The organism is Flagellimonas maritima (genome assembly GCF_003269425.1).
GTDB lineage: Bacteria > Bacteroidota > Bacteroidia > Flavobacteriales > Flavobacteriaceae > Flagellimonas > Flagellimonas maritima.
Window position 1 is genome coordinate 197,614 of the sequence record NZ_CP030104.1, and the last position, 19,092, is coordinate 216,705.

The window sequence follows — 19,092 nt, forward strand, 5'->3', positions numbered from 1 at the left end:
CATGGCCTCTCACCATATTCAACAGATAATAGATGGAATCATAAAAAATCCAGAAGATAATATTGAAAAACTGGATTTAATTTATACCAATGACGAACATCTTTCCATTTACAGAAAAAAAAATCGTAAAAAATTTGCCTATTTCAACGAAGACAAGCCTATCGATGAGGCTACTGAAAATCGCATTAAAACACTTGCCATACCACCCGCTTGGGAAAATGTAAAAATTTCCTATCTCTCCAATGGACATTTACAGGCTGTTGGCAGGGATTTAAAACAACGAAAACAATATCGATACCATCCCCTTTGGTCAAAAGTCAGAAATGAAACCAAATTCTATAGAATGGAGGAATTTGGCAGGAAATTACCTCTACTAAGATCGATTATTGAGGCAAATCTTGCATTAAAAGATTGGTCAAAGCAAAAATTAGTAAGTTTGGTCATTGCGCTCATGGATGAAACGAGTATGAGAATTGGGAACGATTATTATGCCAACCACAATCACACGTACGGTCTTTCTACCCTTAGAAAGCGCCACGTCAATCATTCAGGTAAAAATCTACGTTTCGAATATCAAGGTAAGCGGGGCAAAAAACATAAAGTCACTATAAGGAATAAAAAATTAATACGTCTTGTTCGCCAATGTGAAGAGTTGCCTGGCTGGGAACTTTTTCAATTTTATGATGAGAACGGTATAAAAAGAAGGGTTGACAGTACTATGGTCAATGACTTTTTATTTGATGTTTGTAAAGCTGAGTTTACGGCAAAGGATTTTAGGACTTGGAGCGCATCGGTCGCCTTTTTCGAGTTTTTGTACAAAAGTGGCGTCGCTGATTCTGAGGACGATAAGAAAAAGAAAATTCTGGAAGGATACGACAGTGCAGCATCCGTTTTGGGAAATACGAGAAACGTATGCCGAAAATATTATGTGCATCCTAAGATTGAACGAACCTATTATGAAAAAGGAGTTTTGAAAACACCTAACGATGTGGAAATAATAAATGGAAAAATCGACAATCAATCCAATTACGAAATACTATTTTTGGAAATGATCAAAGATTATTTTCCGGTAACCTTAAAAAATAACTAAATACATGAAAGAGAAATTTGAAAATGCACTGGGCAAAATGTGGGACAAACTGGATGGATGGTTCAATGCTTTCGTTGTCAGTTTGCCAAATATCATTTTGGCGATATTGGTTTTTGCAATTGCAGCTCTTATTTCAAAATACATAAAGAAAATTGCTTATAGACTGGCCTCAAGAACCAATCTACAAGAAAGTATGAAGCAATTGATTTCACAAATTGTTGCCATACTCGTCATCATCGTTGGACTGTTTTTTGTACTAGGTATCTTAAATCTTGGCAAAGCGCTCAACACCATACTTGCCGGGGCAGGTGTTGCTGGTTTGGCTGTTGGTCTGGCACTTCAAGGGGCTTTGGCAAACACATATTCCGGTATTATTCTATCCTATGTCAAACAAATAAAATTTGGTGATTGGATAGAGACAAATTCTTATGAAGGAGAGGTTGTGGATATTGATTTAAGGGTAGTGACCATTAAGCAAGTCGACAATAATATGGTCTATATTCCCAACAAATTGGTGGTAGAGAATCCAATAAAGAATTTTTCTACAACGGCACAATCCAGGGTAATATTGGAATGTGGCGTTGGGTACGATTCGGATTTGGAAAAAGTTCGTAATTTGGTAACAAGTACTATCGCAAAAAACTTTGAGGCTGTTGAGAATAAAACTGATGTATTATTTCTCTACAGGGAATTTGGTGATAGTTCCATAAATTTTGAAACCAGGTTTTGGATAAATTCAACATCCGCTCTAGAAGTGGCAAAGGCCAAGACCGAAGCTATGATCAAAATAAAAAGTGTATTTGATGAAAACAACATTGATATCCCTTTCCCAATAAGAACATTGAACATTCCAAAGCCGATAGATATAGCCAATAAGTAATCACTAAATACCAACAATAAACCGACGACCAAGGCATCATGGCCAATTTAAAATCTATTTACAGGTCTTTAAATCTTAAGTATTTTAAATTTAAACTGGGCCTAAGTCCCCAACAAAATCTATTCTATGGTTTTCTGACCTACGTTACAGCGGGCTTTATACTGCTACTTTTACCCTGGTCCCAAAAAGTACCCATAAATATTTTGGATAATTTATTTATTGCAACCTCTGCAGTATCCACTACAGGTTTGGTTACGGTAAGCGTTGTGGATTCCTATACGGGATTTGGCCAGTTCATCGTTATGTGCCTGTTTCAACTTGGCGGTATTGGGTATCTTACATTTACTACCTTTATGTTGTTGTCCACCACCAGAAAACTGACCCACTGGCACCAAAAGATTTTAAAATCTGAATTTACTCTGCCCGTTACCATAAAAATTTCCGACTTTTTAAAATCAGTGATTTTTTTTACTGTTATAATGGAATTTATTGGCACCATCCTGTTCTTTATTGCTTTTAAAATGGATGGGCAAGCCACTGGTGAAGCTTTATGGAGTGCTCTTTTTCATAGTATCAGTGCTTTCTGTACCGCAGGTTTTAGTTTGTACAATTCCAGTTTTGCGGAATTCTCGGATAACGGATTTATTAATTTTATCATCTCATTTTTAGCAATCGCAGGTTCTTTAGGTTTTATCGTGGTTACCGATTCCTTTTTATGGGTTCGAAAAAAAGGACATAAATTGAGTTTCACTACAAAAATTATTTTTATTGGATTCATTTCTTTGCTCGCCATTGGTTTTTTGTTCTTGTTTTTATTTGAGCCCACCATACGCGATTTACAGGGTACAGAACGTTTTCTAGTCTCATTTTTTCAAGCAATGAGTGCAATGACAACTGTAGGTTTTAATACCGTAGATTACGGTGTGCTTTTACTGCCCGTTTTATTGATTGTCATTTTTTTAATGTACGTTGGTGCATCTCCTTCAGGCACTGCAGGGGGAATGAAAATAACAACGTTGACCGCTATGGTTGCCATCATTGTAAGCAGACTTAAAGGCAATAAACAAATAACTTTTTTGGGCAAAAAAATCCCTTTTGAAAGACTTTATATTGCTACTTCATCTTTTATATTTTATACTTCCATTATATTTTTTGGAACTTTCTTGCTCACTTTTACGGAACAATCAGAATTTCAGAATATACTTTTTGAAGTGGCTTCCGCATTGGGAACAGTAGGTCTGAGCACGGGAATTACTGGAAATCTTACCGAGTTTGGAAAAATAGTGATTATTGTCTTAATGTTCATTGGACGTTTGGGAGTATTAACTTTTGGATTGGCAGTGCTGGCAAGAAGAACCTCCGCCACAAATGAAATTTTTACGGAAGAGGATATCGCTGTTTAAAATAATCTCTTCTTTAGTTAAAAAATTATTTTGTAATTCTTGAATTCCAAAAATATAAGGTATCCCCTACAAACATTGGGCTGGTGATGCTAAAATCCATGTATGATGCTATAAGAATCAATTATTCTATGTATTGAGTTCACCCGAGAAATACATCAGAATTAACTTTATTAAAACATTGCTTACAGATGGAAATCTATTTTGGTTTGGTTATGGGTTTTGCATTGGGAATCATTGTTATGGTAATTAATAGTAGAGTTTATAACAAACAATACTATAGCAAACTTTCAAAAACAGTGGAATACGAAACCTTAATTTCAGAACCTTCCACTTTTAACAGCAGAACTTCAAATTATCGAAATGAAGAAGTGAATCATGTTACAAAGAGTGGGCAAAGAAATTTAAAGGTTATCTCAAACAATAAAAAATAGCTGCCATTATCTGAAATATACAAGATATTGTTAATATTCAAAATAGATTGGTAAGACCATGAAAAATAAAGAACTTTCCAACAAAGAGAATGCACGGGAATTTCAAGAAAAAGATTTTCATTGTAATGAAGAAATCAATTCAAAGGTCTTTAAACTTTGGATGGAAACGAATTCATTGATTATGTCAGAAACTGAGAAAAAACAAAAAGAGAAAGTGTTTCGTAAAGATGAAGTGGACATCAATAAAGGTTCGAAATTAAATCATAGGACCTTTTTTTCGAGAGGTTCCAAAAATGTGTTCTTAAAAATGAAAAACAGGGCCGAAGCAATGTTGAATCATATCAGAACTCTGGAATATTTGCATTAGTACCAAATTCCAAAAAGTCCATAGTCATCGTATTTGTCATGTTGAGTCCATCTGCAAATGGACTCAATATGACTTAAAATTTACTTTTCAGATAGCTTCTTAATACGAATATATTCAATGTGATTCTTAAGACTAATCATGTTGCTCCGAAACCTCACTTGACATACGTATATTGAGTTTCGATTTATATTCTTTTGGATTGCACTTATATTTTGCCTTAAAGATTTTACAAAAATAGCTTCTGCTGGTTAACCCAACCGAATAAACAACTTCAGAAATGTTCATATCCGTATTTTTTATAAGTGCTTCCGCTTTTTCCAAACGGGTGTTTCTAATAAAATCGGATACGGTTCTGTTGTATAGAAACTTAAACCCTTCTTGGAGTTTGGCGGCAGATAGACTAGACCTTAAACAAAGCTTATCAATTGTAAAACACATTTCAGGATTTTCCTGTATATGTTTGGCAACATCCATTATCTTGACCAATTCCCGCTTTATTAATTTTGTTGGATTGACCACACCGCTGATTTCCCTTTTATACTGCTCAATGTGACTGGCCAGAATTAATACACAGATACCTTCAAAGTAAAGCAATTCGGAAAGTGAATCAGCATATTTTGCCTTGCCAAGTTTTTTAATGTAGTCCGCAATATCGAGATTCATTTTACCCAAATGGACCATATGGTGCTTACTGTTGAGTTCGGAAAGAAAGCTTTTAAACTTTTGCGCTATAAAAGTAGGATTGTTGTTATGTTTTTCAAAATAGGTTTTTACATCTACCCTAAGCAAATTCAATGTAATATCAGAATTGGGTTTGAGTATCAGGCCTCCGGTAAAACCATTGGTAGTCTTTATGATTGCCGTTTGCAGCTCGTTGAGCTTGACCAAATGGTTATTGTGGTGGGCCGTATAAAAACAATCGCCTTCAAAACAATATAAAAAGTATATGGATTGGTCGTTTTCAGACACAAGCCCCAGATAAGTATCCTCTTTAAGATGCACATTAAACTCCATCATAAAGAGACCATCATCGAAATTGATACATTTTACTTCTCCCCTACCGATACCATCGGCAAGTTTTAAAATATTCGTATCATTCTCTTGCTGAACTTCACCTTTCAAATTCAATGAAAGCCGATTCAACTCTTTGTAGGCACGTTGTTTTCTTTTTTCCATCGGATTTTTTTTGGATTTAGATAGCTGACAACCAAACTATCATGGCCAAAATTAGACTATTCAGAATGCCATGTTTAACAGTATCAATGAAATGTTTAACGAAAAAGGGTATATGATAGCCAATTAACATAAACTATTAAACATTTAGTTTTAAACGTGTTACAATTATTTTTTTTTGGGTCAAGCCTATTTTACAATTTAATGTTACTTGCATCAAGAAAATAGAACTATGTATCATAGACTTTCAAATGCTGCAGATAGAGAAGAGATGGAGAGAGTATTTGGACTTAAATTTAAATACCCAAAATTATATTCGCCCAACATGATTATTGATGGAATGACGGAATCCATTCTTTCCGTTATAACCATGCAGGATTCAGAACATATAAATTATGCCATATGGGGATTGATGCCCGATGATTATAAAGAGGATTGGAAAATTTTTCAGAATGGAATGAATACACTAAATATAAATGTGGCAAAACTCAGTTCCATTAAATGGATGAAAAATTTACTGATGTTCAAAAGATCTCTGGTGTTGGTATCTGGATTCTTCACATATTTCTTAAAAAAAGGGAAGCTATACCCATATTATGTAAGTTCTGTAGACCAAAAGCCTTTTTGTATTGCAGGAATCTATAGCACGCTTGATGACGGTTTTCTCAGTTGCTCCATAATTACTACCAAGACAGATAAATTCATTGCCAATTACCACAACTTGCACAATGAGAAACCTTTGCTGATACCAAGCGATGTGAAAGATTTATGGCTTTCCGAATCAACGGAAACAGATTTAGTGAACGATATCATCAAAAATCCACCAGCTATGGAATTGCGTGCCGATCCCATAGCTGGTGAATTTTTTAAAAAAAACATTGTTTATGATAGTCTGTTAAACCCTGTATATTATGAAGGGATACCTGGCGGAAACACTTCCTCTAAATTTTAGCTCTTTTCAATAATTTCAAACGATATTCAGTTGGCGTAATGCCATAGGTTTCATGGAATATTTTTGAAAAATAACTACGGCTACTGATACCTATTTTATAGACAATCTCTGAAATTGAAAGTTCTGTATTTTTTAAATAGTCCCTGGAAATTTCCAATTTAAGGGTTTTGGAATACTCATTTACCGTTTTTCCATATAATACCTTAAAACCAATTTGAAGCTTTTTTGCGCTCAATCCAGATATGGAAGATAACGTTGCAATATTTAATGGCCCGGATATATTGTCCACCATGTATTCCGCGAGCCGTTGTACCTTTTTAATATCTTCCCTGGCAAGAGATTCCGGCAAGGTCATGTTATTTTCAAACTTATGGTGCTCCAACAACTGCATGGCCAATATAACATTTAATCTCCCTTCAATTCCCAAGGTCTTTATCATACCCTCATTGGTGTCTGAACGGATTTGTTTTACATAATCGGCAATTTCTAGATTGTAGTTCCCCAGATGCTTAAAGGGAAGGCTAACAGTATCATCTTTAAAAATTGAACTAAGAACATCCCCCAAATACGCTAAATTGTTATTTTTCTTTTTAGCATATTTCTTTTTTAATATTTGAATAAAGTTCACCTTTACATTTACCCTATTTGGAAAAATAAATGTTTTCTTGGATTTCTTTTTAGGGGATATGATAATATTTTGATATCGCTCAAGTGTAACAGATTCCTTTTCGATATCTTGTATATAATGAAGGTTTCCTTCTGTAATAAATATAAATTCTATGGGAGTATCACCGTTGGTGATATGTACCAATTTTAAATCTTGATTAAAGTTTACATCGTAATCGATGAGCGAAACGCCCCAGTCAAAAGATATACTGCGAATTATGCCCTTGCCCAATTCATTGTCGAAAGTCAAGGTTCGCTCTCCCCATTTTTCTTCAAGAGTACCCCTTAAGATGACGTTTAGTTCATCCAATAAGGAGTCAACACTCTGATTTTCAATACGAATTTCTTGCATTTTGTGTAATTGACAATTTATGCAAAGAAAGAATGTATTGATTTTTTGGTTTAGCAATTTTGAAATATAAACTAGCAATATTGACTGGTTAATATGTCAAAAATGTTAAAGTATATCTAAAATAAGTTAAACAATAATAGGGTTACGCAGATTTGTCTCCTTCAGAAGAGCGGTGCTTTGTAACATAATCTTTTGGAGAAATACCGAAACGTTCTTTAAAAAGCTTGGAAAAATAACTCCTTGAATTTATTCCGATTTTATAAGTGATTTCCGTTATGTTATCTTCAGTTGATTCAATCAAATCTTTTGCTTTGTCCATTCTAACCTCTTGAATGAACTGATTTACAGATTTATTATAGAGTTGTTTAAATCCTTCCTGTAATGTATTTTGGTTTAGTCCTACCCTTTTGGCCAAGGACAATATACTACCTAATTGAGCCATCTCCTCCTTTATAATGTTGCTCGCCTCCTCTATTTTCTCTACTGTATTGATTCTTGGTATTTTCCGTCCGTTGGGGTCTCGACTATCATCCACATACTGCTTTAGAAAATGTGTCAGTATCTCAAAGACCTTACCCTCAAGAAAAACATATCGCATGAATCCCGTCAAGCTCGTGGTGGTGAACTCCTCCATAAATTGTGCAATATCCAGGCTGAAATATCCTTGATGGTAAAAAGGGTTTATACCGTTCACGTCCCTAAAAATATCTGAAAGGGGCGGTTTCATATCTTCTAAAAAATCATCGATTTTAGCTTCAAAATCTTTTCTGTTGAGAAGAATCAGAAAAAAGCACGTAGAATCCTGGTTGTTCAAAGTTAATGTTTGGGTACCTTTCAGCCCTTCAGAACTAATGACACTCTCAAGATGTTTAATTGTCTTGCTTCCGCTTTCACTGCCTTCAAAGTTAACTTCATCCTCCCTATTGAATAGAATCAGTAAGGGCTGGACTGTCGCTTCTTCTAAAACGAGATGCAACACTTTAGACAATGTACAGTCAAACTCGTATACCGTAATACCATGGTCAAAATCATACGCCTTTATATAGCCATGTCCTATCTCTTCCGGTAAGTTTATAGAAAATTCCCTGTTATCCTCGGCCCAGTCCGCGTTAAGGCTTGAAGCAATGGTAGCCATCATTTTTTGAGCGTGCTGATCCTTTATCTTAATTTTTTTAACCACAATTCTACAGCTTTATATCGATTTTAAAGATAGACAAATTAAAGCTTTTAATATACTGAAAACTAATAGTGTACATATTTTTAGTTTATGAGTCAATATCTCATGCTATTACGGTAAATGGTATGGGATTAATTAAGCAAATTTGTAACGTACTGATTAAGAGTTAATCAGAATTAACCTTAAAACTTATAAATATGTTACGTTGGACAGTTACATTTATTATATTGGCAATTATAGCCGCAATCTTTGGATTTGGTGGAATCGCTGCCGGGGCAGCTTCAATCGCTAAAATTCTATTTTTTATATTTCTCGTACTAATTGTTATATCTTTGATTAGCGGAAGAAAAAAAATTCTGTAAAAAATATTAACCAAAATATATATCATGAAAAAATTTAGTACCGTATTAGCAATCTTGATGTTATCTGTATTTACTTTAGTACAGTGTCGTGAAACTAAAGAAGAGAAAGCTGAAGATGCCATTGAAGAAGTTGGTGAAGATATAGAAGATGCAGGAGAAGAAGTTGGAGAGGAAATGGAAGATGCAGCAAATGATGTTAAAGAAGAAATGGACGGTGAAACTGATGATAACTAATTAACATTGGAACATCATAGTAGATATTTAAAACTCTGGCAATTGCCAGAGTTTTTGGTTTTATATCATAAATATCTTAATTAGTTCTCATTTTGACTTTTCTCTACGGCATCCTCAAATTCGATATTTCCTTCCGTCTGATTTTCAAAAGCCTTGATCCACCCATTTTTTACAATATTGAAAATCGTTGGCCAAACCTTACCTTCAACTTGGTTTAAATCGCCCTCGATGGGTACCTTTGTCGCTAAAGTATTGTTTCCTTTATTTTTCAATAAGAATTTGAAGAAACCTACAAAACCTTCCCAAAGCACTCCTAAAAAACTATCCCCTTTCCCTACCAGTTTAGCATCCTTGAGCAATGGTTTCACGTAACCCGTCAAATACCCGTCAGCAATGGCAACTTCACTGTAAAGATTAAAATCACCACTTTCAAAATCGATTTCTGCATAGTGTTCTGTAAAATCGTTTAGTGCTGTTGCCGAAGCTCCCTCAAGAGAAAAACCCATATCCATATCAGGTACTTGTTTTACCAAATCCATTCTACCATCTAAATTTACCTTGCCATTCCCAATTGAGATAGCTGTAGCATGTATCTCAGATGGTAAATTGAGCTGTTTTTGTACCACATTCCTCAAATTGGTTGCATTTAGGTTCAGTTCTGCAAAATGTAAATCGATATTTGGCTCTGCGCTCAATTGCACAAATGCAGCTTTTCCATTAGTAATGCCAAATTTGTTGATATCAATGGGTACCAAATCAGTCAAAGCTTTGGTCCAATCATCCAACTCGGGGTCGGCAGTATCGTTTTCCTGTTGATCCTCGAATACATAAATGAATTCAGGGGACGAAAGGTAAATTTCGCTTACAACTTTACCTTTGAACAATGCGCCCCACTCTACAGATATATCTGCTTTGGGAATGGTCAAAACCGGGACTTCTGAGGTTGCGTTGACCCGTTTTAGATAAAGTGAATCGATTACGTACGCTCCCCGCAATAGCGAAATATCTATATCTTTAACCTGGCCATAATAGCCAGGGATATCCGCAAGGACCTTGTTGACATAGTTTTTCACAAAATATGGTAGTAACAACCTACCGACTATCAACAATACTACTATGCTAATGGGTACTATATATCGTTTTTTCTTGTATACTTTTTTTTTCGCCATAATTATTTCTTAGTCTTTTTTTCCATTTCCGGTTATGGTATCCAAAATTCCATCCCGTATACAGACCCATACATAATTTGTAAACGATTTGGTTTTGTCGGGTTCTGTATCGATAGTACCAAAACGAAATCCCCTGGAATTGCTCTTTGAGCCATCATTTACAAATAAATTGACAACAAAAGACACCACTTTCTTAATTTTCAACAAATCCTTATCCAAAAATTTAAAGTGTAAATTCTCATACTCCATCTTTATATCACCGGAAGCTGCATATGCATTTCCCCCAAAAGTGAAATAGGTACGGTCTACCTTGCCTTCCGCCACGGCCTTCATACTAATTTTTAAAAATGGATTGATTGCTTCGGTATCTAGATTGTGCATACTGCCGGAGACCAAAAAATTTTCATCGGTGTCTGTAGGGTTAACGCTGTAATTAATATCAACTGGCGCTTCGCCCATTAGCAATCCCTTCAACTCTAAATTGATGTCTTTATCGATATAACTGGATAAATCCGTAATTTTTCCTTCTATATTATTAAAATAAATATTTTCGGCACGCAAGTCATTGGAAATCTTTTCGGTATATACAATGCTACTGTTAGCAATTAAAATACTGTCAATTTTCATTTTTGCAGGGATACTCCTGAGCATTTCGCCGTAGTATTTTTTCACGGTCAAATCGTCTGCCAAGGTTTTGTCCCTATATATTTCCAAGTTTAGGGAATCCATCAAAATATTGGTTCCCTTTATATACAATGAATCGCCGTTCTCTTTAGAAAAATTCAATTGGTTCAAGCTCAACAAATCAACAGAAAATTTGTAGTGGTCCCTTTCCGTAGATCGTATTTTTGATAATTGGGATATATCATAGATGGTCTCAATTGCAAAACCATCGATTTTGGCATTGCTATTTTTGAAGGATAGTTTTGCTAAAGAGAGCTTTTCGTAGTCACCAAGGGCAAGGTTTACCTTATCCAGTTCTAGATTTAATTCTTGCTTTTCAGTATCAAAAAAAGAAAGTTTACCATCTGAATAATCAATGTTTTTAATTGAAAACAAAGGGGCCTCCAAAATTACATCCTGCTTCTTTGTAGTGGCATCATTATATATAACCCTTCCATTGAAGCTTTCAAATTTATCGATGTAAAAACTTGATTTTTTTTTTGCTTTATCGCCTTGCAACGTAGTATCTACAACCCTTTTTGTAATATTCAGCACATAATCATCAACTTTGATTTTTGAAAAACTGGGTGTTTTCTTACGTGCAACATCGATGAGCCCCATAGTGGAAAGCTCTAAATCCTTTATGTCAATATCGATATTTACTGCCTGCGTTTCGTAGTTAAGAACAATGCCCGAAATGAAAAGGGTACTCCCAAAGAACGAAATGGAAACATCATCGACCGTACCGGTACATTCCGGTATGGTTTTTAAAGTTTTATTCAAGTGATTTTTAATGAATATAGGAACTAGTAACTTTACCGTTAAAAAAAGAACAGCTACGGTAATTACTGTTATAAATAGTTTCTTTCTCAATATTTGATTTGAATTACCTCTATTTAATCGATGATATTGATTATTTAAGTTCGGCTATCATTATTGCTGGATGAGTTATCAGCCACAAAGGAAATCAAGGACTTTGGACTATTAAAATGCTTAAACTTACCATTGATGATTGCAATAACGCCCTGAATCAGTTCAGGTTTATTTTTTATGATCGTTAACCAATCCTCAATAGAAAAATCCGAAGCGTTTATTTGTTCCACTTGATCGGACTCCAACATATCCAAATCCACTATTTCCTTGATTGGCTTGTCTACACCTTCAATAAGTTCTGCCCAATGTGATTCTGGCAACATTTCATTGGCGGTATCTATTGCCAATAAATCCTCGTCAAATGCTTTAAGATAAGAATTGGCCTCTTTATCATTAATGGAATTTGAGTTATAATATAAATTTACTTGATTATCATCTTTGGCAATAATACCCATCTTGTTTTAGCATCTAAAATAGTTATGCAGGGTTTTTAATGTTAACGCATACAAAGTTTTAAGTAACTCAATGAAAATCTTTTTTGTGCGTTACGTACAGGCTTAGTAGCTTAGGGGATTATAGTATTTATTTATGAGCCCTACGGTCAGAACAATTCTTTTGGTTGCATATATTGCTATTACATTGTGGTCCATCACTGTAATAATATATTATGGCAGAAGGCCCACAAAATCCATAAGCTGGGTTTTAGCAGTAATAACACTGCCCTTCGCAGGACCTGCGTTATATTATTTGTTTGGTGTAAATAGGCGAAAATTTAAATTTTTCTCTATAAAACAATTTGAAAAGCGACAAAAATACAAGAGTGCAAAACCAGATTCGGGCAAGGACTTTACAGTAAGTTTTGACGATATCCATAAGCGAAAGCTTTGTTCCCTACTTTCAAAAAATTCAGGCTTTGAAGCACTCAACGGGAATAAAGTAACCATTTTACAGGACGGTGAGGAAACATTTAGAACGCTGTTCTCGGCAATGGAAAAAGCCAATAAATTTATCCATATACAATATTACGTCCTCGAGAGAGGGGATTTATTGGAAAAAATCCTGAAAATATTAAAGAAAAAAGTTTCTGAAGGCGTTGAGGTCCGTATTATCTATGATTCTTTTGGCAGCTTTTCCTTTCGGGGTCGAATAAAGAAAAAGTTTCTCGAAATAGGAGCTTCCATTTACCCAATGATGCCGATTCGATTTGGCAATTTACTATTCTCGATAAACTTTAGGAACCATAGAAAAATTGTAATTATCGATGGCGAAGTCGCTTTCACCGGTGGTGTCAACATATCTGACAAATACATTAAGGCAGAAGGGGACCTAGGCCGGTGGAAAGATACCCACATGTGTTTGGAAGGACCAATCGTCAATGATATTCATGTTGTTTTCTTAAAGGACTATTTTTTCGCAAGCAAGGATGAGGAATTTGATGTGAAAAAGTATTTGACCTTGTCCAAGAATGAGGGCGATGTTATTGCACAGGTAGTTGCAGGTGGGCCGGATTACCGTCATCCTGCGGTAATGCAGCAATACATTTCTATGGTTAATTACGCAAAAACAAAAATAAGGGTTGCAAATCCTTACTTTCTTCCTGGCGAAGCATTTTTGCAAGCAATAAAAATAGCGTCACTTGGTGGGGTGGAAGTATCTCTTCTAGTACCTAGAAAATCTGATTCCCAAGCTGCGCTCAATGCCATGTTTTCCCAATTTGAAGAGTTGATGGATGTTGGCATTCGGATTTTTTTAAGGGATGATTTTTCACACAGTAAAATTCTGGCCATAGATGATGAAATAGTGTCCATTGGTTCAGGTAATTTTGACAATAGAAGTTTTGAGCATAATTATGAGACAAACGTACTTCTATATGACAGAAAAATATCTGAAGACATAAATAGTGTATTTGATAAACTCATAGCCGATGCAGAGGAACTATCATTGGAAAGGTTTAAGGAAAGGTCAAGATGGAGAAAATTTTTGGAGGGGCTTTCCAAATTCTTCAAGCCACTATTGTAAGTTGTTCGCACATATATAAAATACTTTTCATCGTAACTTTGCCTTTTTATTGCAAACGTTAATATTCCCCATACTTTTTATGCACACAAAATCCAAATTCCCGGAATCTATCAAAAATGAAGTTAACATTGCATTACGCTATTATCCTAGTTTGGAAAACGTTCCTATAGAATTCAAGTTTAAAAAGAATATTAAAAAATCCGTAATGCTTGCGCAACCTACTTTTACCAGTCTGTTCAAGTCTAGGGAAAATCGAGCTTACATAATTCTGATCAGTGAAAAATTTAAGATTACTGGGCAAGAATTCAAGACTATCAATGTTCCAAAAGATGTATTGGTCGGTTGGTTGGGTCATGAGCTTGGCCATGTTATTGATTATCAGACAAGGGGAAATTTAGAAATGATTTCTTTTGGGATAAAATATGTTCTGCTCAAAGAACATATTAAAGAGGCAGAAAGAACCGCAGATAGAGCTGCTGTTGAAAGGGGCATGGCCGATTATATTATCAAAACCAAAAATTTTATACTGAACAATGCCGAAATTGCAGAGTCCTATAAAAGTAGAATAAGGGAATATTATCTATCTCCAGAAGAAATTATGGAAATGGTACAAGAAAAACATGAAAAAGAGAATTAAAGCACTACGACATAGATGCCACAAATTCTTCCCACTCGGCGAACTTATCCTCGCCCATAACGCGTTCCATTTTTACTTGACCACCTTTCTTTTTGTTGGCCCCGTTCCATTCTGAAAACATGACAGGGTCTACAAAATGCACTTTGACACCTTCCAAGGCTTTTCCTCTGGCAACCCTGTAATTTTTGTTCGCTTCTTTTAGGTGTTCATCAAGTATATTGGCAGCTTTGGTATTATCATCACCCTTTTCTGAACCTAAATACCATGTATGATAAAAACCATCATCATAGCGTTTTGCGCATAATGTATATTCAGGGATTTGAAGATCAAGCTCCTTCTCCAATTGCTTAACTGCCTTGTTCAATTTATTTACGGATAATTGTGAACCTACAGTGTTTAGAAAGAATTTGGTTCTGCCCGTAATTTTAATTTCGGCCCTCTTAACATCGGTAAATTCGATGGTATCCCCTATTATATATCTCCATGCTCCTGAAACAGTTGACATAATAAGAACATAATCCTGGTCTTCCTCTACTTCGTCCAGGGTACATGAAGGGGCATCTTGCGTAAGTGAGCCATCTTGATTTACGTAATCAGGTTCAAAAGGCACGAATTCAAAATAAATTCCATTATCGGTTATTAGCTTCATTGCAGAGGTTTCCGGTCTACTTTGAAATGCTATAAATCCTTCTGATGCCAAATACGTATCTATGATTTGAATTGGTTTTCCCAGCAAAGCATTGAAACTTTTCTCATAAGGATCAAATGCAACTCCGCCAGAAGTATATACCGTTAAATTGGGCCATATCTGATGGATGTGTTCCAAATTGTTGTAATCAATTACTTTTTTGAGCATTAATTCCATCCATGATGGTATTCCGCTCAACGCACCAATATCCCAATTTTTGGCTTGTTTGGCAATTTTTAGTACGCGTTCATCCCAGTCATCTATTTTAGCAATGTCTTCCCCAGGTTTATAATATCCCTTGAACCAAAATGGTATATTGCTCGCGCTGATACCGCTAATCTCTCCTTCCAAATGTCCATCCCGTTCTTCTAAATCGGTAGAACTGCCTAACATCATAATCTCTTTTTCAAAAAAATCTGCAGGGAAGTCAAAATTGCTCAATGCTAAAACCTGCTGAATTCCTGCGCTTTTTATTGCGGAAATCATTGCATCTGTTACAGGGATTCGTTTGCTTGTTTTACCTGTGGTACCGGAACTTAAAGCAAAATAATCAGGATTACCGGGCCATGTAATATTTTCCTCTCCATCTATCACCTTGTTCCACCATGCCTTTGATAGTTGGCTATAATCATGATATGGTATTTTTTTGGCGAACATCTTGCGCGGGTCATCCAGTTCAAGCATTTCATCAAACCCATAATGTTTTCCAAAAGAAGTCTTTGAAGCAGTTTCCAAAAGCATCTTAAGAACACGTTTCTGCTCTTCTACTGGGTTCCCATCATCGGATAATTTATCCGTTACGTTGATAACCCCTTTAATAATATTTCCAATAATAGCCATATCTATAAATTTAAAAGGGTAGGCATTTTGCCTACCCTTCATTTTATCATTCTATGCGTTTACCACTTGGTCTTCGTGTTTACCTTCACAAAGTTCCTCTATAACTTTTTCTATAAATTGTGGTAAATCATCAGGGTTTCTACTGGTTGTAAGTCCATGGTCGACCACAACTGCTTCGTCTGACCATTCAGCTCCAGCATTTATAACATCATCTTTAATGCTATGGTACGATGTGATTTTTCTGTTTTCTATCACTCCGGCACTGATTAACAACCATGGCGCATGGCATATTGCCGCTACTGGTTTTCCACTCTTAAAAAATGAACGGATAAACGCTAATGCATCTTCATTTGTTCTCAAAGAATCTGGATTGAACACACCACCTGGAAGAACCAATGTGTGATAATCGCTTTCGCTTACTTCATTCAAGGTTTTATCTACTTTTATCGATTCTCCCCAATTATCTCCGTCCCAACTTTTAATTTCGCCACTTTTTATGGAAATAATATGAACAGCTGCACCGTTGTTTTTCAGGGCGTTCATAGGTTCAAAGAGTTCTGATTTTTCAAATCCGTCTGTAGCTAGGATAGCTACATTCTTATTTTCTAATTTCATAATATGCTGTTTTTAATTTGACACAAAACTAGCGTTCGTTGCTTGGAAACATTTACTCAATTCGAATGATGATTGACTTGAATGCCTTTTTAAAAATCAGTGTTGTTATAATTAAATAGAAATGAAGCCAAAGAAGCTTAATTGTTTCTGAGTGCTTCGATCAGTTGTTGTTTATCCATTTTTGAGCGGCCTTCTATTCCAATATTCTTGGCCTGTTTATACAATTCGTTCTTGGTCCTTTCTTCATAAGGTTTAGAATTGCCACCTTTCTTACCGGAATCAGATGTATTTGCTATTCTAGCAGATTTTTCTTTACTATACCCCTTGTCTCTAAGTGCTTCGTATTGATCTTGATTCTTTATTCTTTTTCCTGGCATATTATAAAAATTTGATTTGATAAAACTCTATTGCAGTACATATATCTAAATTAATACAGCGCTTGGATAGTACTTAATCCATTCAAAAGTTTATTTATCACTACTGCGTGCAAAATTATGGGCCCAAGCTATTTATTTGCACTAACAATTGAATGTTTTAAGCAAATAAAATTAAATGTAACTGTTTAGTTTTGTGCAACATATTTAATAATCTTATAAACAAAAATACATCATGAACTCACAAGAATTAGAAGGAAAATGGAATCAGGTCAAAGGAAATTTTAAGCAGAAGTACGGTAGTCTTACGGATGATGACGTAACATACAGCGAAGGTAAGTTTGATGAGATGCTCGGAAAACTCCAAGAGAAAACAGGGAAGAAAAAAGAAGAATTGAAAAAGGAAATTGAATCTATGTAGATTGAAAATTCCAAAAGAAAAAGGTCAAGATTTTATCTTGACCTTTTTTTGTTTTAAATAAAATCCTTTAGAATTTACTGGGAGTCCTCATCAGTAATCCCAATTGCCAAACCATAATTTTTAGAATAGACCCAAGTAAACTGTGCTCCAAAAAATAAAATTAAGCACGAGTATGAAACCCAAAGTAGTATAAGTACTATTGTTCCTGCCGCACCATAAGTAGATCCTGGATTGGCCTCTCCAAAGTACAGCCCCAAAAGAAATTTACCGAATACAAAGAGCACTGAGGTAATCAATGAACCTACCCAAACTGTTTTCCAGCGTATTTTTGTATCTGGTAAGTATTTGAATATCAATGCGAAAAGTAACGCTATAATTCCAATGGATATTAGTGTATCCATTAGAAAAGCGATGTATATTACTATATCTGGAAAAATACTTTTTATATAGTCGTTCAATGCGGAAATTGCCGTGGTCATTAAAAAGCTTATCAGTAATAAAAAACCAATGACTACGATAAAAGCAAAACTTCTCGCTCTATCTATAAGTAGTTTCAGCATATTGGATTTTGGATTGGGTCTTAAGTTCCAAATTTCGTTGAGCGATAATTGTAAATGATAGAAAACCCCAGTAGCACCAAAAATTAAGGTGGCTATTCCCAAAATAGTAGCTAAGGTACTTTTTTTGTCATTTTGAGTCTCGACCATAATACTCTGTATGGATTGTGCGGCGTCTTGTCCCAAAGCATTTGATATTTCTCGAGTAAGCTGGCCTTGAACGATTTCTACACCCCAAATAGCGCCGACCAAGTTTACGATAATGACCAAAAGACCCGGTAAGGAAAGTACCGCGTAGTAAGCCACTACAGCACTCAACCGAAAAGGGTCTTTGGATTCCCAAGCTTTATAAGTTTCCACTATAAGCTTTGGTAAATGACCAATTTTAAATTTTTTTGACGACACCATATTCGAAAATACTATTTTCCAAAGAAATCCATTGTTCCAAATGACTTAGATAAGGATGGTTTTCAGATTTAGCAATTACAACGAACAAAATTGATTAAGAAATATGCAGTATTAATTTGCTTGTTCAATACAACTTTTAATAATTTGAAGAAAATCAAATGCTAAAAAAAAAGGAAGCTAAATCTATAACCAATACGTGTTACTCCAAAACTTTTAGGATTTTCTTTGGCGGAATATATTCAAAATAACGCTTTATCACCTGAAATTTTTCATTCATAACAACTATTGCAGGGAGTGTAAATGGACGCTCATCCCTGGATGCCAACAACAAAGGGATTTGATGAACCGGGTTGCGCTTTTGGCCAAACTCTTTGTTGTAAAAGATATCCCCTCCAAATACAATGCTGTCCCTGGACTCGGTATTCATTTTTACTGCATAGTAATCCGCATTCAATAAAGCTATCACTTTGGGGTCACTATAAGCAGCCTTATCCATTTTTTTGCAATAGGCGCACCAATCAGCATAAAAATCTATAAAAACTTTTTTGGGCTTTACTGTGAGTGAATCTTCCAACTGTGCAAAACTCAACCAATTGATTTCCTGCACTTGCGAATACGCAATGGAGAACGATGTAATAAAATAAGTACACAATAAAAAATTTCTCAAACCCATATCGGTAATACTGCTACATGAAACTTATCAAATATGTTTTCGTACAATATATTCTTCTCTTAATAAAT

General features: G+C 35.2%; 22 protein-coding genes. 11 read left to right on the plus strand and 11 right to left on the minus strand.

Going from position 1 to position 19,092, the window contains the following annotated elements:
• Position 1 precedes the first annotated feature (1 nt).
• From HME9304_RS00915 to HME9304_RS00935, 5 genes are all read left to right on the plus strand, one after another.
• On the plus strand, positions 2–1,090 hold the full coding sequence (locus tag HME9304_RS00915; protein WP_112376801.1) for a DNA topoisomerase IB: 1,089 nt from the start codon (positions 2–4) through the stop codon (positions 1,088–1,090).
• A gap of 4 nt (positions 1,091–1,094) precedes the next feature.
• A complete protein-coding gene (locus tag HME9304_RS00920; RefSeq protein WP_112376802.1) occupies positions 1,095–1,970 on the plus strand; it encodes a mechanosensitive ion channel family protein in 876 nt (291 codons plus the stop codon).
• A 38-nt stretch (positions 1,971–2,008) separates the two neighbouring features.
• Positions 2,009–3,373 carry a TrkH family potassium uptake protein gene (locus tag HME9304_RS00925; RefSeq protein ID WP_112376803.1) on the plus strand — a complete coding sequence of 455 codons (1,365 nt, stop codon included), beginning with the start codon at positions 2,009–2,011 and terminating at the stop codon, positions 3,371–3,373.
• A gap of 188 nt (positions 3,374–3,561) precedes the next feature.
• Entirely contained in the window at positions 3,562–3,804 is a 243-nt protein-coding gene (locus HME9304_RS00930; protein ID WP_112376804.1) for a hypothetical protein, read from the plus strand.
• 58 nt (positions 3,805–3,862) lie between these two features.
• Positions 3,863–4,171, plus strand: coding sequence for a hypothetical protein (locus HME9304_RS00935; protein ID WP_112376805.1), 309 nt, complete (start codon positions 3,863–3,865; stop codon positions 4,169–4,171).
• 132 nt (positions 4,172–4,303) lie between these two features.
• On the opposite strand, the gene HME9304_RS00940 is transcribed toward HME9304_RS00935, so the two are convergent.
• Complete coding sequence (locus tag HME9304_RS00940) at positions 4,304–5,347, minus strand: helix-turn-helix transcriptional regulator (RefSeq protein ID WP_112376806.1); 1,044 nt, start codon at positions 5,345–5,347, stop codon at positions 4,304–4,306.
• Between the two features lie 229 nt (positions 5,348–5,576).
• On the opposite strand from HME9304_RS00940, the gene HME9304_RS00945 reads away from it, so the two are divergent.
• A complete protein-coding gene (locus tag HME9304_RS00945) occupies positions 5,577–6,296 on the plus strand; it encodes an SOS response-associated peptidase (protein WP_112376807.1) in 720 nt (239 codons plus the stop codon).
• Here the strand turns inward: HME9304_RS00945 and HME9304_RS00950 are convergent.
• Positions 6,286–7,314: a helix-turn-helix transcriptional regulator gene (locus tag HME9304_RS00950; RefSeq protein ID WP_112376808.1), complete on the minus strand. Its 1,029-nt coding sequence runs from the start codon at positions 7,312–7,314 to the stop codon at positions 6,286–6,288. The genes HME9304_RS00945 and HME9304_RS00950 overlap by 11 nt on opposite strands.
• Positions 7,315–7,456: 142 nt before the next feature.
• A complete protein-coding gene (locus tag HME9304_RS00955; protein ID WP_112379685.1) occupies positions 7,457–8,452 on the minus strand; it encodes a helix-turn-helix domain-containing protein in 996 nt (331 codons plus the stop codon).
• 236 nt (positions 8,453–8,688) lie between these two features.
• Between HME9304_RS00955 and HME9304_RS00960 the strand changes: the two genes are divergently transcribed.
• Together HME9304_RS00960 and HME9304_RS00965 are read left to right on the plus strand one after the other, a co-directional pair.
• On the plus strand, positions 8,689–8,853 hold the full coding sequence (locus HME9304_RS00960; protein ID WP_112376809.1) for a DUF1328 family protein: 165 nt from the start codon (positions 8,689–8,691) through the stop codon (positions 8,851–8,853).
• 24 nt (positions 8,854–8,877) lie between these two features.
• The gene (locus HME9304_RS00965) at positions 8,878–9,087 is read left to right on the plus strand and encodes a hypothetical protein (protein ID WP_112376810.1); all 210 of its coding nucleotides are present in this window, start codon (positions 8,878–8,880) and stop codon (positions 9,085–9,087) included.
• Between the two features lie 80 nt (positions 9,088–9,167).
• Here the strand turns inward: HME9304_RS00965 and HME9304_RS00970 are convergent, their stop codons facing one another.
• From HME9304_RS00970 to HME9304_RS00980, 3 genes are all read right to left on the minus strand, one after another.
• A complete protein-coding gene (locus HME9304_RS00970; RefSeq protein WP_112376811.1) occupies positions 9,168–10,256 on the minus strand; it encodes an AsmA family protein in 1,089 nt (362 codons plus the stop codon).
• 9 nt (positions 10,257–10,265) lie between these two features.
• Complete coding sequence (locus HME9304_RS00975; RefSeq protein ID WP_112376812.1) at positions 10,266–11,702, minus strand: DUF748 domain-containing protein; 1,437 nt, start codon at positions 11,700–11,702, stop codon at positions 10,266–10,268.
• 134 nt (positions 11,703–11,836) lie between these two features.
• Positions 11,837–12,247 (minus strand): hypothetical protein, encoded by a 411-nt coding sequence (locus tag HME9304_RS00980; RefSeq protein WP_112376813.1) that lies wholly within the window; start codon positions 12,245–12,247, stop codon positions 11,837–11,839.
• A 133-nt stretch (positions 12,248–12,380) separates the two neighbouring features.
• On the opposite strand from HME9304_RS00980, the gene cls reads away from it, so the two are divergent.
• Together cls and HME9304_RS00990 are read left to right on the plus strand one after the other, a co-directional pair.
• Complete coding sequence (gene cls / locus HME9304_RS00985; protein WP_112376814.1) at positions 12,381–13,811, plus strand: cardiolipin synthase; 1,431 nt, start codon at positions 12,381–12,383, stop codon at positions 13,809–13,811.
• A gap of 79 nt (positions 13,812–13,890) precedes the next feature.
• The gene (locus HME9304_RS00990) at positions 13,891–14,448 is read left to right on the plus strand and encodes a hypothetical protein (RefSeq protein ID WP_112376815.1); all 558 of its coding nucleotides are present in this window, start codon (positions 13,891–13,893) and stop codon (positions 14,446–14,448) included.
• 4 nt (positions 14,449–14,452) lie between these two features.
• On the opposite strand, the gene HME9304_RS00995 is transcribed toward HME9304_RS00990, so the two are convergent.
• The 3 genes from HME9304_RS00995 to HME9304_RS01005 all read right to left on the minus strand — a co-directional run bounded on the left by HME9304_RS00995 (position 14,453) and on the right by HME9304_RS01005 (position 16,968).
• Positions 14,453–15,976: a GH3 family acyl-acid amido synthetase gene (locus HME9304_RS00995; protein WP_112376816.1), complete on the minus strand. Its 1,524-nt coding sequence runs from the start codon at positions 15,974–15,976 to the stop codon at positions 14,453–14,455.
• Positions 15,977–16,027: 51 nt separating this feature from the next.
• Complete coding sequence (locus tag HME9304_RS01000; RefSeq protein WP_112376817.1) at positions 16,028–16,591, minus strand: type 1 glutamine amidotransferase domain-containing protein; 564 nt, start codon at positions 16,589–16,591, stop codon at positions 16,028–16,030.
• A gap of 137 nt (positions 16,592–16,728) precedes the next feature.
• A complete protein-coding gene (locus HME9304_RS01005; RefSeq protein ID WP_112376818.1) occupies positions 16,729–16,968 on the minus strand; it encodes a DUF7218 family protein in 240 nt (79 codons plus the stop codon).
• Between the two features lie 232 nt (positions 16,969–17,200).
• Here HME9304_RS01005 and HME9304_RS01010 point away from each other — a divergent pair, with 232 nt between their 5' ends.
• Positions 17,201–17,386: a CsbD family protein gene (locus HME9304_RS01010; protein WP_112376819.1), complete on the plus strand. Its 186-nt coding sequence runs from the start codon at positions 17,201–17,203 to the stop codon at positions 17,384–17,386.
• A 74-nt stretch (positions 17,387–17,460) separates the two neighbouring features.
• Here the strand turns inward: HME9304_RS01010 and HME9304_RS01015 are convergent, their stop codons facing one another.
• Positions 17,461–18,303, minus strand: coding sequence for a YihY/virulence factor BrkB family protein (locus HME9304_RS01015; RefSeq protein WP_313789986.1), 843 nt, complete (start codon positions 18,301–18,303; stop codon positions 17,461–17,463).
• A 247-nt stretch (positions 18,304–18,550) separates the two neighbouring features.
• Positions 18,551–19,024 (minus strand): thioredoxin family protein, encoded by a 474-nt coding sequence (locus tag HME9304_RS01020; RefSeq protein WP_112376821.1) that lies wholly within the window; start codon positions 19,022–19,024, stop codon positions 18,551–18,553.
• Positions 19,025–19,092 lie beyond the last annotated feature (68 nt).